General features: G+C 73.7%; 16 protein-coding genes. 5 read left to right on the forward strand and 11 right to left on the reverse strand.

Annotated elements, in window-relative coordinates:
* From E1295_RS43250 to E1295_RS51565, 5 genes are all read right to left on the reverse strand, one after another.
* The coding region (locus E1295_RS43250) for an SDR family oxidoreductase (RefSeq protein WP_132640384.1) at positions 1 to 710 on the reverse strand (710 nt) is incomplete at its 3' end.
* A gap of 55 nt (positions 711 to 765) precedes the next feature.
* Complete coding sequence (locus E1295_RS43255) at positions 766 to 1,506, reverse strand: SAM-dependent methyltransferase (protein ID WP_132640386.1); 741 nt, start codon at positions 1,504 to 1,506, stop codon at positions 766 to 768.
* Between the two features lie 46 nt (positions 1,507 to 1,552).
* Positions 1,553 to 2,347: an ABC transporter permease gene (locus E1295_RS43260; protein ID WP_132640388.1), complete on the reverse strand. Its 795-nt coding sequence runs from the start codon at positions 2,345 to 2,347 to the stop codon at positions 1,553 to 1,555.
* Positions 2,344 to 3,228, reverse strand: a complete 885-nt coding sequence (locus E1295_RS43265; protein ID WP_246081088.1) for an ABC transporter ATP-binding protein — start codon at positions 3,226 to 3,228, stop codon at positions 2,344 to 2,346. The genes E1295_RS43260 and E1295_RS43265 overlap by 4 nt, the downstream gene beginning before the upstream one ends.
* Positions 3,225 to 3,581, reverse strand: coding sequence for a hypothetical protein (locus E1295_RS51565; RefSeq protein WP_246081090.1), 357 nt, complete (start codon positions 3,579 to 3,581; stop codon positions 3,225 to 3,227). The genes E1295_RS43265 and E1295_RS51565 overlap by 4 nt, the downstream gene beginning before the upstream one ends.
* Positions 3,582 to 3,645: 64 nt before the next feature.
* Here E1295_RS51565 and E1295_RS43270 point away from each other — a divergent pair, with 64 nt between their 5' ends.
* Genes E1295_RS43270 through E1295_RS43280 form a run of 3 tightly spaced genes read left to right on the forward strand, consistent with a single transcriptional unit; the run spans position 3,646 to position 6,635 of the window.
* Entirely contained in the window at positions 3,646 to 4,047 is a 402-nt protein-coding gene (locus tag E1295_RS43270) for a GntR family transcriptional regulator (RefSeq protein ID WP_132640392.1), read from the forward strand.
* The gene (locus E1295_RS43275; RefSeq protein ID WP_132640394.1) at positions 4,044 to 5,174 is read left to right on the forward strand and encodes a DUF1648 domain-containing protein; all 1,131 of its coding nucleotides are present in this window, start codon (positions 4,044 to 4,046) and stop codon (positions 5,172 to 5,174) included. Before E1295_RS43270 ends, E1295_RS43275 begins: the two co-directional genes overlap by 4 nt.
* Positions 5,175 to 5,234: 60 nt before the next feature.
* The gene (locus tag E1295_RS43280; protein ID WP_132640396.1) at positions 5,235 to 6,635 is read left to right on the forward strand and encodes a pyridoxal phosphate-dependent decarboxylase family protein; all 1,401 of its coding nucleotides are present in this window, start codon (positions 5,235 to 5,237) and stop codon (positions 6,633 to 6,635) included.
* A 57-nt stretch (positions 6,636 to 6,692) separates the two neighbouring features.
* Here the strand turns inward: E1295_RS43280 and E1295_RS43285 are convergent, their stop codons facing one another.
* Positions 6,693 to 7,526 carry an AraC family transcriptional regulator gene (locus E1295_RS43285; RefSeq protein ID WP_132640398.1) on the reverse strand — a complete coding sequence of 278 codons (834 nt, stop codon included), beginning with the start codon at positions 7,524 to 7,526 and terminating at the stop codon, positions 6,693 to 6,695.
* Between the two features lie 96 nt (positions 7,527 to 7,622).
* On the opposite strand from E1295_RS43285, the gene E1295_RS43290 reads away from it, so the two are divergent.
* On the forward strand, positions 7,623 to 7,874 hold the full coding sequence (locus E1295_RS43290) for a hypothetical protein (protein WP_132640400.1): 252 nt from the start codon (positions 7,623 to 7,625) through the stop codon (positions 7,872 to 7,874).
* 36 nt (positions 7,875 to 7,910) lie between these two features.
* Here E1295_RS43290 and E1295_RS43295 read toward each other — a convergent pair whose 3' ends face one another.
* From E1295_RS43295 to aceE, 3 genes are all read right to left on the reverse strand, one after another.
* Positions 7,911 to 9,023 carry an epoxide hydrolase family protein gene (locus E1295_RS43295; RefSeq protein ID WP_132640402.1) on the reverse strand — a complete coding sequence of 371 codons (1,113 nt, stop codon included), beginning with the start codon at positions 9,021 to 9,023 and terminating at the stop codon, positions 7,911 to 7,913.
* Positions 9,024 to 9,140: 117 nt separating this feature from the next.
* A complete protein-coding gene (locus E1295_RS43300; protein ID WP_132640404.1) occupies positions 9,141 to 9,746 on the reverse strand; it encodes a bifunctional 4-hydroxy-2-oxoglutarate aldolase/2-dehydro-3-deoxy-phosphogluconate aldolase in 606 nt (201 codons plus the stop codon).
* A 73-nt stretch (positions 9,747 to 9,819) separates the two neighbouring features.
* A complete protein-coding gene (gene aceE / locus E1295_RS43305; protein ID WP_132640406.1) occupies positions 9,820 to 12,279 on the reverse strand; it encodes a pyruvate dehydrogenase (acetyl-transferring), homodimeric type in 2,460 nt (819 codons plus the stop codon).
* Between the two features lie 109 nt (positions 12,280 to 12,388).
* Here aceE and E1295_RS43310 point away from each other — a divergent pair, with 109 nt between their 5' ends.
* Positions 12,389 to 12,934: a GntR family transcriptional regulator gene (locus E1295_RS43310; protein ID WP_132640410.1), complete on the forward strand. Its 546-nt coding sequence runs from the start codon at positions 12,389 to 12,391 to the stop codon at positions 12,932 to 12,934.
* 6 nt (positions 12,935 to 12,940) lie between these two features.
* On the opposite strand, the gene E1295_RS43315 is transcribed toward E1295_RS43310, so the two are convergent.
* Together E1295_RS43315 and E1295_RS50475 are read right to left on the reverse strand one after the other, a co-directional pair.
* A complete protein-coding gene (locus E1295_RS43315; RefSeq protein WP_132640408.1) occupies positions 12,941 to 13,426 on the reverse strand; it encodes a MarR family winged helix-turn-helix transcriptional regulator in 486 nt (161 codons plus the stop codon).
* Positions 13,419 to 13,886: FAD-dependent oxidoreductase (locus E1295_RS50475; protein WP_220449183.1), on the reverse strand; the 468-nt coding region annotated here is incomplete at its 5' end. The genes E1295_RS50475 and E1295_RS43315, both read right to left, overlap by 8 nt.

Below are 13,886 nucleotides of genomic sequence, written 5' to 3' on the forward strand. Positions count from 1 at the left end.
GAGGGGGACGGCATCCCGGGGTGGGCGCCGGAGACCAGCCGCTCGGCGCGGCGGGTGACGGCCGCGCGCCACTCGGCCGGCGTCACGGTGAAGCGGCCCTCGCGCACCGCCGCCAGCGCCGCGTCCGCGACGGCCGCCGGCTCCTCGCCCTGGTGCGGCATCATGGCCGTCCGTACGGCGCCGGGGCACAGCAGCGTCACCCCGACCGGCGTGCCGTCGAGCGCCAGCGCGGCCTGCTCGGCCAGGGCGACCACGGCGTGTTTCGAGGCGGGATAGGCCCCGCCGCCGGGGAACGTCACCAGCCCGGCCAGCGACGCCGTGATCAAAATGTGCCCGGGCCGCCCTGAGGCGAGCATCCTCGGCACGAAGGCGCGCAGGCCGTTGCGCACACCGCCCACGTTCACCGCGAACACCCTGTCCCAGTCGTCGTCGGCCACCTCCCACGGCACGCCCACGTCCCCGCCGACGATGCCCGCGTTCAGGCACACCAGGTCGGCGCCGGGCGCGGCGGCGGCGAGCGCCTCCATCGCCGCAGGATCGGCGACGTCGGTGGGCACGGCGTCGGCGCCGAGCTCGGCTGAGGTGGCGGCGAGCCCGGCCGCGTCGATGTCGGCGAGCACGACGTGCGCCCCCTCCGCGAGCAGGGCGGCGGCCAGGGCCTTGCCGATGCCGCCGCCGGCACCGGTGACGACGGCGTGGGTGATGTTCATGGTCCTCTTTCCGGACTGTGGGTGATTCCCGGCCAGGTGAGGGCCGGGCACGTGCTCACACCGGCCGCAGCAGGAGGGTGACGAAACCGAGGACGTCGCGGTAGCCGTCGAGCCACGCGGCTCGGTGGTCGCGGGCCGCCGCCAGGGCCGCGTCGCCGTCGGCGCCGGGGTGGTCGAGCGCCCAGTCGGTCAGCGAGCCGGTCCACGACCATTCGTAGACGTCCCACTCCGAGCGGGTGCTGGTGTGGGCGTGGACGGTGGCGTAGCCGACCTGCTCGGCCCGCTCCACCGTGCCCGCGAGGTCGGCGTACTCGTCGAGACTCGCGCCGAGCAGGGCCAGGGTCTCGGGCGAGGGTGTCGTCTCCCAGAAGCCCTCCCCGATGAGGGCCCGCCCGGCGGGACCCAGGTGGCGGCGCATGGCCTGCAGCGACTCGGTCAGGTCGCCGAAGGCGTGGGTGGCGCCGACGCACAGCACGAGGTCGTACGGCCCGGAGCCGGTGAAGCCGGCGGCGGTGATGTGGTGCAGACGCAGCCGGTCGGACACGCCTCGGGCCGCGGCGCGCTCGGCGGCGGCGGCGAGCGCGGTCTCCGAGACATCCACCCCGTCGGCCGTCGCCTCCGGATGGAGCTCCAGGGCCCTGATGATCCATTCGGCCTCGCCGCAGCCGAGGTCGAGCACGCGGGCGCGCGCCGGCAGCCGCGCCCGCCGCAGCAGGCGCTCGAGTGCTTCGTCGCTGACAGGGGCGGCGATGGGGTGGTCGCGGTGTGCGAGATCACTGATCGACGGTCGGTTCATCCCGGAGGATTATGCCCGAGCGCCCCCGCGGCCCGCGCACCATTTTTCAGGTGATGTCCCTGCGTAGCGGGGCCGCGACGGCGGCGAGCGCGGCCAGCGCCGCGTACCCCACGAGGACGGCGCCGCCCAGCGAGGCCGGCAGGAGCGTGCCCGCCGCCTGGCCGGTCTGGGCGGCGACGGCGTCGGCCAGGTAGGTGAAGCCGGTCAGCGCGGCGGTGGCCCCGCCGGGCAGGTAGGGATAGAGCGCCTTAATGCCGGGCACGAGCATCAGCGCGGTCTCGAGGACGTAGAAGTACGAGCCGAGCACGACGAGCGCGGCCACCTGGTTGCGGAACAGGGCGCCGAAGCCCACACCGAGCAGGGTGTAGACGCCCATGGTCACCGCGATCCTGGCCAGCAGGGCGAGCACCTCACCGGGAGGCAGCCCGAGCGTGAAGCCCTTGGCGGCGGCGGCCGTGAACAGCCCCGCCCCGGCCACGACGGCGGTGATCGCCCCGTAGGCCAGGCCCGCCGCCGTGAACGTGACGATCTTGGCGAGCAGCGCGGTCCATCGCCTGGGCGCGTACAACAGCGTGGTGGTGATCGTGCGGTGGCGGTGTTCCGCGGCCACCGCCGACGTGCCCAGCAGCGCGGGCACGAACGCGAGCAGCCCGAGCATGCCGAGCACCACGCGGGTGCCCTCCGCCGTGTGCAGGCCGGGCAGCGGCGGGTCGAAGTTCTCCGGCCCGATGAAGGCGAGCAGCGCGGTGAACGCGCCGCTGCCGATCGCCGCGAGCACTGCCCACCGCCAGAGTCTGGCGCTGGTCAGGCGGTGCCATTCGGCCAGGACGAGAGCGCTCATGCCGGTCCTCCGGTGAGGTCGAGGTACGCCTGTTCGAGCGTGGGACGTACGGGGGTGATCTCGTGCAGGAGGATGCCGTGGGAGCTCGCCTCCGCGGCGATGCGGTCGGCCGGCAGCCCGTGGACGAGCAGCGTGTCCGTGGCCGTGCGCTCGACGGTGGCCCCGTCGCCGGACAGGAGCGCGCTCAGGCCGTCGGCGCCGGGTGTGCGGATGAGCACGCCGGGCGCGGCGTACAGGCCGGTCATGGGGCCCGCGACGGCGAGCCGGCCCTCGCGGATCACCACCACGCGGTCGGCGAGCTGCTCCACCTCGCTCAGCACGTGGCTGGAGACCAGGACCGCGCGGCCCTGCGCGGCCAGTTCGCGCAGGAAGCCCCGCAACCACGCGTTGCCCTCGGGATCGAGGCCGTTGGCGGGCTCGTCGAGCAGCAGCACGCTCGGGTCGCCGAGCAGCGCGGTCGCCAGGTGCAGGCGCTGGCGCATCCCCGTGGACAGGCCACGGGTGGGACGTCCCGCGAACGGCGTCACGCCGGTCAGGTCCATGACCTCCTGCGTGCGGCGCCGGGGAAAGCCGCCCATCCGCGCGTACACCCGCAGGTGGGCGCCGGCGGTGTGGTCGGGGTGGAACCCGGAGCTGTCGAGGACGGCGCCGACGGTCGAGGCCGGGCGGCGCAGGGCGGCGTAGCGCACGCCGCCGATGGTGGCGCTGCCGGTGTCGGGGGCGACCAGGCCGAGCACCATGCGCATGGTGGTGGTCTTGCCCGCCCCGTTGGGGCCGAGGAAGGCGGTGACCTCGCCCGGCGGCACGTCGAAGCTCAGGTCGGTGACGGCGGCGACGGGGCCGTACGTCTTGCCGAGCCCGCGCACCTCGACGGCGGTCACGCCGCCGCTCCGGCCAGTCTGCGCCGGACGTCGTCGGCGCCTTCCAGGCTGAGCACCAGCTCGTCGACGCCGTCGATGCGCCGGTCGAGCACGATGCGCAGGCCGGGCTCGCCGCGCCGGGCGCACACCAGCCGCCTGACGCCGGTGACGCCCGTCCACGTGCCGACCTTGAGCAGCCCGCTGACGAGGAGGCCCGCGCGGATGCCCCTGGCCTGGGCCAGCGGCTTGGCCACGGGCACGACCTCGCGGATCGCCTCCAGCGGGATGTCCGTGCGCGCCCGGCGGACGCAGAGCCGCGTCCACTGGTCGTAGCGCACGGTGAGCGTGGCCGGGGTGATGTCGAGGGTAAACATGGGCGAGCTCCCATCGTCGGTGCGCCATCTGTTCTATTAGTTGTATATCAGATAAGCTCTCAAGGTGAACCTGCACCTCGATCTCGACAGCGAGGTCCCGATCTACCAGCAGATCCGGGACCGGGTCGTGGAGGCGATCGCCAGGGGCGAGGCCGTGGAGGACGACCCGCTGCCCTCCACCCGCCGGCTCGCGGCCGACTTCGGGATCAACTTCCACACCGTCACCAAGGCGTACGACCTGCTCAAGCACGAAGGCGTCATCCGCGTCAACCGCAAGAGCGGCGCGGTCGTCAGGCGCGATCCCTCCTCCGGCCCGCCGGAGCCCGGCTTCGTGGCGGATTGGGAGGAACGGGTTCGGGTGCTGCTGGCCGAGGCCATCGTGCAGGGCCTCGGCCGCGACGAGGTCGTACACCGCTGCCGGACCGTGTTGTCGGGATTCCGAAACGAGGAGAAGACGAAGGCATGACCCTGTCCATCGCCACCATGCTGGCCACGATCGCCCTGGTCACCGGATTGTCGCTGGCCCTGCCCGCCCTGACGAGGCCGACGATGCCGTTCGGGGTGCTGGTGCCGCACAGCCACGTCGGCGACCCGCAGGTGATCAGGCAGCGCCGCGTCTACACGAGGCTGGTGCTCCTCGCCTCCCTGTGCGCCGCCGCGGCCGGCGTGCCGCTCGTGACCGCCGGCCGGGGCGCCGGCGTCGTCAGTGCCCTGGCCGCCGTGCTCGGCGTCGCGGACCTGGCGCTCTACATGCTGGCCGGGCGCAGGCTCCGCGCGGCCAAGCGTGACGGACGCTGGCAGGAGGGCCTGCGCCCACGCGTCGCCGTGGACACCACGTTCCGCACCGACCCGGTGCGCGTGCCCTGGGTGTGGGCGCTGCCTGCGCTCGTGATCACGCTGGTCACCGCCGGTGTGGGCGGGTGGCGGTACGGCTCGCTGACCACGCTGCCGGCCTTCGCGGGCTACGGCGTCGACCCGGCCGCCCCGCCCCGGGCGCTCACGCCGTCCGCCGCGTTCGAGCCGGTGTTCGTCCAGGCCGGGATCACCCTGCTCCTCCCCGTGGTGACGCTGCTCATCCTGCGCGCCCGCCCCGACCTCGACGCCGCCCGCCCCAAGGGCTCGGCCCGGAAGTACCGCGTCTACCTGCGCGGCATCGCCAGGCTGACGCTCGCCGGCGCGGCCTGCCTCAATCTCGGGCTGCTGGTCGCCGCCCTGCAGTTGTGGCTGCTGGTCCCGCCGTCGCCCGCCTGGCGGGTCGCGGCGTACGTCCCGCTGGTCGTGCTGCTGGTCGTCCTGGTCGTCCGGGAGATCCGGGTCGGCCAGGGCGGGCACCGGCTGCCGGACCTGCCCGGAGAGGACGCCGAGGGCACCCGCGCCACGCAGCGCGACGACGACCGCCGCTGGTTCCTGGGCGGCACCGTCTACCTCAACCGGCAGGACCCGGCGGTGCTGGTGCCCGCAAGGATCGGCGCGACCTGGACGCTCAACCTCGGCCACCCCGTCACGTGGGCCGTGCTCGGCGCGCTGGCGGTGCTGGGACTGCTCGCGCTCACCGGGGTGATCGACCTGCCCCAGCGGGAGAACCTGTTCTGACGGCCGAGGTGCAAGAACGTCCAATCCTCACTCTTGCCCCATTCCCTACCGTGTCCGGGCATGAGCACCCAGCAGGAATGTCACACCGCACTCCCCCTGGACCTGGCCCCGCACGCCGTCGCCGAGCTGGGCGGGCAGGCCGTCGATTTCATCGTCCGGCAGGTCGCCGGACTGCCGGACGAACCCGCCAGCGACTACGGCGACGCCGCCCGGCTGGCCGCGCTGCTGCGCCGCCCGCCCGCCGGCGAGCCCGGCGACTTCGGCACACTGATCGAGACCTTCCGCCAGGCCGCCTCGCAGGGCGTCAACACGGCGGGCCCCGGCTACCTGGCCTACTTCCCCGCGGGCGGCCTCGTCTCCTCGGCCCTCGGCGAACTGCTCGCCCAGGTGGCCAACCGCTTCACCGGCGTGGCGCAGACCGCGCCCGCGCTGGTCGCGATGGAGGAGAGCGTGCTGACCTGGATGGCGGAGCTGTTCGGGCTGCCGTCCGGCGCGGGCGGGCTGATCACCACGGGCGCCTCGTCGGCCACCCTGTCCGCGGTGGTGGCCGCCCGGCACGACCGACTCGGGCCCGCGTTCGGCGACGGCACGGTGTACGTCACCGAGCACACGCACTACAGCCTGGCCAAGGCCGCCCAGATCGCCGGCCTGCCCGCCGAGGGCATCAGGACCGTCCCCACCACCGCGGACCTGCGCATGGACGTCCGCGAGGCGGCCCGCCTGATCGCCGAGGACCGCGCGGCAGGGCTGCGCCCGTTCCTGCTGGCGGGCACGGCGGGCAGCACCAGCACCGGCACCGTCGACCCGCTCGCGGACCTGGGCCGGCTGGCCCGCGAGCAGGGACTGTGGTTCCACGTCGACGCGGCCTACGGCGGCGGTTTCCAGCTCACCGGGCGCGGCAGGGAGCGGCTCGCCGGGATCGAGGAGGCCGACTCGCTCACGTTCGACCCGCACAAGAGCCTGTTCATGCCGTACGGGACGGGCGTGCTGCTCGTACGCGAGCCGGCCGTGCTGCGCGCCGCGCACGCGGGCGGCGGCCGCTACCTCCAGGACCTCCACGAGGTGGACGGGCTGCCCGACTACGGGCACCTGGGCGTGGAGCTGACCCGGGAGTTCCGCGGCCTGCGACTGTGGCTGCCGCTGCACCTGCACGGCGTACGGGCCTTCGAGGAGGCGCTGGACGAGAAGCTCGACCTGGCGGGGAAGGTGCACCGGGAGTTGTCGGCCGATCCGCGCCTGGAGGTGCCGTGGCAGCCGGACCTCAGCGTGGTGCCGTTCCGCCTGCGCGGTTCCGACGACGCCAACCGGCGTCTGCTCGACCGGATCAACGCCACGCGCCGGATCTACCTGTCGAGCACCATGCTGGAGGGGGCGTTCTACCTGCGCCTGTGCGTGCTCAGCGCCCGTACCCGCGCCGAGCACGTGGAGGAGGCGCTGCGCGTCATCCGCGCGTGCCTGTGACGTGCGGCCCGCCGGCGCTCACGCACGACCCTCGGCCGTGCGGCCCGCCGGCGCCGCTCACCCGCGCCCCCTGGCCGGGCGGCCCGCCAGCACCCCGCGCTGGTAGGCGCCCGGTGTCACCCCCACCATGCGCCGGAAGTGCCGGGACAGGTGCGACTGGTCGCAGAACCCGGCGGCGGCCGCCGCCTCCGCCGGAGGCGTGCCCTGTTCCAGCAGTTCGCGGGCGCGGCTGACCCGCAGCTGGACGACATAGGCGTGCGGCGGCAGCCCGTACGCGCGGCGGAAGGAACGCAGCAGCGCGAACGGCGCCGCGCCCGCGGCGGCGGCCAGCCGGCCCAGGTCGGGCGGGTCGGCCAGGGACTCGTGCAGCAGCTCTCGGGCCCTGGCGGCGACGCCCCGGCCGGCCTCCAGGGGCCGCCGCCGTGGCCCGCGGGCGGCGTACGCGCCGATCAACCGGGCCATGACGACGCGCAGCAGCGAGTCGGCGGCCAGCCGCTGCCCCTGCTCGGCCGCGCGGTGCGCGGACAGCAGCAGCGCGGACGCGTGCTCGTCGGCGGCCGACCAGGTGGTGAACGCCGGCGGTTCGCCGCCGGCGCCGACCTCGTCGGCGATGGCCGCCAGCTGGTCGGGCCTGGGGTAGCAGACGCGGTAGGTCCAGCCCTCGGGTGTGCGCGCCCGTCCGGTGTGCACGACGCCCGGGTCGATCATGACGACCTCGCCCGCGCCGGTGCACCGCGGCCCGTCGGGGAAGGCGATCTCCTCCAGGCCCTCCTCGACGACGCCGATCGCGTACGTGTCGTGGCTGTGCCGGGCGAACCGGTCGCCCGTGAACCGGGCCCGCATCAGGTCCACCCCGCCCCACAGCGGCTCCCGCCAGTACCGCACGCTCATGCGCACACGCTATCCGGCGCGCTCACGTCCCGGACCGCCACGTGACCACCAGGCGATCCACGCCGCCGAGTGACCGGCCTGCACCAGGGGCACGAAATGCCACACCCCCCATACCGCGCCCAGGAGCAGGCCGGTGCTCGTCTTCGACGAGCCGACCTCGGCCCTCGGCACCGGGCGGAGATCGAGGTCTTCGACAAGGTGGCCGCGCTGGCCGAGCGGGAGCGTACGGTGATCCTCATCACGCACCGGCTGACCTCGGTGACCCGGGCGGGCGGCACGTACGCCGCCATGTACCGGCTGCAGGCCGCCCAGTACGCCAAGGAGGAGCAACCCACCCGGCGGCCATGACGGGCAGGCCGGGACGGGACGGGTGGCGGCGCCTGCTCAGCGCACGGTCGCGAAGAACGCGCGTACGTCGGCGGTGAACGTCTCCGGCTGCTCCAGCGCGGCGAACGTGCCGCCCCGCTCGTGCTCCACCCAGCCGACGATGTTGTTGTCGCGCTCGGCGAAGCGGCGGATCGGCCGCAGGATGTCCTTCGGGAACACCGAGATGGAGGTGGGCACGGTCGCGGGCTTGAGCTCCCATTCGACGCCGGTGTCCGTCTCGGTGTCGGGCGTCTCGGTGAAGGAGCGCGCGGCCGAGCCGGCCGTGTTGGTCAGCCAGTAGAGCATGACCGTGGTGAGCAGCCGGTCGGTGTCGATGCCCGTGTCGCTCCACTCGTGGTAGACGCCGGCGAACCAGGCCAGCAACGCCACCGGGGAGTCGGCCATGCCGTAGGCGAACGTCTGCGGGCGGGCCGACTGGATGAGCTTGTACGCGTACTGCTCGGTCAGGTAGCTCTCGCGGAAGGCCAGCCGCTCCTGCTCGACCTCGCTCAGCCCGTCGAGCTCGCCCGGAGCCCCGATGGGGAAGCAGATGATGCCGTTGCCGTGCATGCCCGCGACCCGCTCGGGGGCGAGGACGCCGACCTCGCGCGAGATCCACGTGCCCCAGTCGCCGCCCTGCACGCCGAAGCGCTCGTAGCCGAGCCGGGTCATCAGTTCCAGCCAGGCGCGGGCGATGCGGGTGGAGCCCCATCCGGTCTCGCGGGTGGGGCCGGACAGGCCGTAGCCCGGCAGGGACGGGATGACCAGGTGGAAGTCGCGGCTGAGCGGCTCGATCACGTCGAGGTATTCGACCGGGGAGCTGGGCCAGCCGTGGGTGATGAGCAGCGGCAGCGCGCCGGGGTCGGCGGAGCGGACGTGCAGGAAGTGCACGCGCTGCCCGTCGATCTCGGTGACGAACTGGTCGTGCCGGTTGAGCTCGGCCTGCGCCGCCTCCCAGTCGTAGCCGGTGCGCCAGTGCCGGACGAGGCGCTGGAGGTGGTCGAGGGGCACGCCGAGACGCCAGCCGTGGCCGGGCGCCTCGTCGGGCCAGCGCACCCGATCGAGCCGCGCGCGCAGGTCGTCGAGGTCGGCCTGGGCGGTCTCGAGGCGGAAGGGCCGGATGTCGGTCAAAGTACCTCCATGGTGAATCGTACGACGTACCGTACGCCATACGGTTCGACAGGCGCAAGTTGTGGATCGTTCCACGAACGGAGAATCTCCGTACAGTCCCGTGGGGGGAGGGCGGTCTCAGGCGGGGATGCTCGCGCGCAGCTTGGCCAGTGCCTCGTCGTCGTTGAGCGCCGAGCCCACGGCGACGGCGCGGCACCCCGCCGCCAGGAAGGCGGCTGCGTTACCGGCGTCGATGCCGCCGGTGGCGACGAACCTCACGGAGGGGAACGGCGCGAGCTGGGCGGTGATCCAGCCCGCCCCGAGCTGCTTGGCCGGGAACGCCTTGAGCCAGGTGAAACCGTGCGCGAGGGCGGCGGCGATCTCCGTGGCGGTCGCCACGCCCGGCAGGTGCGGCAGCCCGAGGCGGCGCGACTCGGCGACGACCTCGGGATGCAGGCCGGGCGCGACCGTGAACGCCGCGCCCATCTCGTGCACCGCCGCCAGCTGGGCGGCCGTGGTCACCGTCCCCGCGCCGACGCTCTTGCCGCGCCCCTTCGCGGCCTCCACGGCCGCCCGCAGTGACGGGAACGCATCGGAGGTCTGCACGGGCACCTCGATGAGCTCGACCCCGAACTCCCACGCCCGCTCGCACATCGCCACGGTGGCCTCGGGGTCGAGGTTGCGGAAGATGCCGAGGATCGGGAGGCGGCCGAGGTGCCGGCCGAAGAACTCATCGGCGTCCATGGGTGTCTCCTCCTCGGGCGATCACGGCATTCCGCAATATATCGAACGGCCTGGAGGACCCAGGCGGGCGGCCCTACTCCTCGACCGCCTTGAGCACCGCGTCCGCGATCGAGCGCGGGTCCACCCCGAAGTGGCGGCGTACGTCCTCCCGCGGCCCCGACAACCCGAACCCGTCGGTGCCGAGCGAGGTCCACGGCCGGTCGATCCAGGGCCGGATCTGGTCGGGCACCGCCCGCATCCAGTCGCTGACCGCGATCACCGGCCCGCTCGTCCCCGCCATGGCCTGCCGCAGGTAGGGCACGCCCGTCGCGGTCATGGCCTCCCGGCGCAGCTCGCTCCACGAGGTCACCGACCACACGTCGACGCCGACGCCGTACTCCTCCTCCAGCAGCCGCTGCGCGTCGAGCGCCCAGTGGATCGCGGTGCCGCTGGCCAGCAGGTGGGCGGCGCCGCCGCGGGCGGAGTAGCGGTAGATGCCCTTGACGATCCCCTCCTCGACGTCCTTCGCGCGGCCCTCGGGCAGCTCGGGCTGCGGCTTCGGCTCGTTGTAGAGGGTCAGGTAGTAGAAGACGTCCTCGGCGTCGGGGCCGTACATGCGCCTGAGCCCGTCGCGCACGATCACCCCCACCTCGTACGCGAAGGCGGGGTCGTAGGCCAGGCACGCGGGGTTGGCCGAGGCGAGCAGCTGGGAGTGCCCGTCGGCGTGCTGCAGCCCCTCCCCCGTCATCGTGGTGCGCCCGGCGGTCGCGCCGATGAGGAACCCCCGGCCGAGCTGGTCGGCCAGGGCCCACATCTGGTCGCCGGTCCGCTGCCAGCCGAACATCGAGTAGAAGATGTAGAAGGGGATCATCGGCTCGCCGTGGGTGGCGTAGCTGGAGGCCGCGGCGGTGAACGACGCCATCGACCCCGCCTCGGTGATGCCCTCGATGAGGATCTGCCCGTCGACCGCCTCCTTGTACGACAGCAGCAGCTCCCTGTCCACGGCGTCGTAACGCTGGCCGTGGGGCGAGTAGATCTTCGCGGTGGGGAAGAGCGACTCCATGCCGAACGTCCTGGCCTCGTCGGGCACGATCGGCACCCAGCGCCGCCCGGTCTCCGGCTCCTTCATCAGGTCCTTGATCAGCCGGACGAACGCCATCGTGGTGGCCACCGGCTGCGCCGAGCCCTTGGCCAGGCCGCGGAAGGGCCGCTCGCCGGGCTGCGGCAGCGCGTGGTGGGAGACCGTGCGCCGGGGCACCGGCCCGCCGAGTGCGGCGCGGCGCTCGGCGACGTAGCGGGCCTCGGGCGAGCCGGGGCCCGGGTGCAGGTAGGGCGGCAGCTCGCCGTCGAGCGCCCCGTCGGGCACGGGCAGGCCGAGCCGCTCGCCCATGACGCGGAACTCGTCCTGCGTGAGCTTCTTCATCTGGTGGTTGGCGTTGCGCGCCTCGATCCCGGCGCCGAGCGTCCAGCCCTTGACGGTCTGGACGAGGATCACGGTGGGCGCGTCGGTGTGCTCCACGGCCTTGCGGTAGGCGGCGTACACCTTGCGCGGCTCGTGGCCGGCCCGCGAGCCGCCGACGATGCGCCTCAGGTCCTCGTCGGAGTGCGGCACGTCCAGGCCGTGGAACAGGTGCTGCCTGATGTAGGCGCCGGACGAGGCGGCGTACGTCTGGAACTGGCCGTCCGGCACCTCGCCGAGCCTGGCCACCAGCTCGTCGGAGCCGAGCAGGGTGTCCCACTCCTCGCCCCACAGCGCCTTGACGACGTGCCAGCCCGCGCCCATGAAGACGCTCTCCAGCTCCTGCACGACGCGGGAGTTGCCGCGGACGGGGCCGTCGAGCCGCTGGAGGTTACAGTTGATCACGAAGGTGAGGTTGCCGAGGCCCTCCCGTGCCGCCAGCGTGAGTGCGGCGGTGGCCTCCGGCTCGTCCATCTCCCCGTCGCCCAGGAAGGCCCAGACATGGCTGCGCGAGGTGTCCTTGATGCCGCGGTTGTGCAGATAGCGGTTGAACCTGGCCTGGTAGATCGCGTTGAGCGGGCCGAGCCCCATCGACACGGTGGGGAACTGCCAGAAGTCCGGCATGGCTCTGGGGTGCGGGTAGGACGGCAGGCCGCCCTCGGGCTCGCGGCGGAAGAGGTCGAGCTGCTCCTCGCTCAGCCGTCCTTCCAGGAAGGCGCGGGCGTAGACGCCGGGAGAGGCGTGTCCCTGGAAATAGACCTGGTCGTGGCCGGCGTGGAAGAAGTGGTTGAACCCCACCTCATAGAGCCAGGCGGCCGAGGCGTAGGTGGCCAGGTGGCCGCCGAGCCCCAGCTTGGCGCCACGGGTGACCATGGTGGCGGCGTTCCACCGGTCGTAGGCCGCGACACGTTCCTCCAGGTCGAGGTCGCCCGGGTAGGCGGGTTCCTCCGCCGTGGGCACCGTGTTGAGATAGCGCGTGCTCGTGGCCAGCCTGCGCAGCAGGTAGCCGGCCCGTTCGGGACCGGCCTCCCGCCGGACCGCCTCGAGCGACTCGAGCCATTCGGCGGTCTCCTGAGGATCCAGATCTCTCTGCATGCTTCCATTAAACACCCTATGATCGATCATATGATGAGAGGATTTCCCCGTGGAGCCTGTGGCGCGGCCGCCGCTGCGTGACGAGATCCGCGACGTGCTGGTCGAGGGCATGATCAGCGGTCGCTGGGGGCCGGGCGACCGCATCGTGGAGCGCCGCCTGGCCGCCGAGCTCCAGGTCAGCCAGGCGCCCGTCCGCGAGGCGCTGCGCGAGCTCGAAGCGCTCAGACTGATCGAGTCCTCGCCCAACAAGGGCGCGCGGGTCCGCGGCTTCACCCCCGCCGACCTGCGCGAGGTCTACCAGGTGCGGGCGGGCCTGGAGGAGACCGCCACCCGCCTGGGCAGCCCGTCCGTCGCCGCGCTGCGGGCGCACGTGGCCCGCATGCACGAGGCGGCCGCCGCCGGCTCGCTCGACGGCCAGGTGCGCCACCTCGTGGGCTTCCACCGCGAGATCGTGACCGCGTCCGGCAACGCGGTGCTGGCCTCGGTGTGGGAGTCGCTGGGCATCGAGGTGTGGACGCACGTCTCGATCCGGCTGTTCAGGATGCGGCCGCACGAGAACGCCGCCGACCACGAGCCGCTCGTCGAGGCCTTCGACCGCGGCGACCCCGAGGCCGGCCGCCTGCTGCGCGACCACGTGCTCGGCTACGCCCCCTGACCAGGGTCACGCGAGGGTGTCGCGGACGACGCGCAACATCCGCGACAACTCCGCGGCCTCGGCGGCGGAAAGGCCGATGGCCTCCGGCGCGTTGAACTCCTCCACCTTGGGCTGCGCCCGGGCCAGCAGTTCGCGGCCCGTGTCGGTGATGCGCAGCCCGGCCCTGCGCCCGCGGCCCCCTGGCCCGTCGCGGTCGACCAGGCCGCGCTTCAGCAACGACACGAACAGCTCGTTCATGCTCTGCGGGCGCACCATGACCGCGCGCGCCAGCTCGGCCTGGGTCAGGTCCTCGCCGGCGGCGAGCGTGGCCAGCACGCCGAACTGCGTCGGGGTGAGCCCGACCGAGGCGAAGAGCGCGGTGAAGCCTCTGGCGACGACGTGGGAGGTCTGGATCAGCTCCCACAGCGGCAGGTCAGGCTCACCGTCGGGCCAGGCCCCGTAGCCGGGCCCTCGCTCAGGCGGCCCGGGCCCCCCGGACTCCCGCTCAGGCACCGCGGGCCCCCCGGACTCCCGTCACGCCGCGGCCGGGGCGGGCGGCCGCGACGCCGCGGCCGAGGCGGGCGGCCGTGGCGAGAGCGGGCAGGCCCAGCCGGGCGAGCCCCGTGCCGACCGGGCCGGCGAGCCGGTGCACCCAGCCCAGCGGCTGCATCGACGTGCGGATCGCGTCGCCCGCGTAGGCGGCCATCGCGCTCTGGTAGCGGTGCACGGCCATCGGGATGGTGGACTCCCCCGCGTGCGCGCGGGCCAGCTCTTCGGCCAGGAGACCGGCGTCGCGGATGGCGGTGGCCGCGGCCCGCCCGCCGGTGGGCGGCATGGCGTGCACGGCGTCACCCAGCGCCGTGACAGTTCCGGCCGGCCAGGGGGTCAGGTCGGCGTCGTGGTCGGCGGCGTGGAAACGGAAGTACGCCACCGTGGCCGGGTCACCGGCGCGGACGAGCGCGCGCACCCGCCC

The sequence above is a fragment of the Nonomuraea mesophila genome (genome assembly GCF_004352805.1).
Taxonomy (GTDB): domain Bacteria; phylum Actinomycetota; class Actinomycetes; order Streptosporangiales; family Streptosporangiaceae; genus Nonomuraea; species Nonomuraea longispora.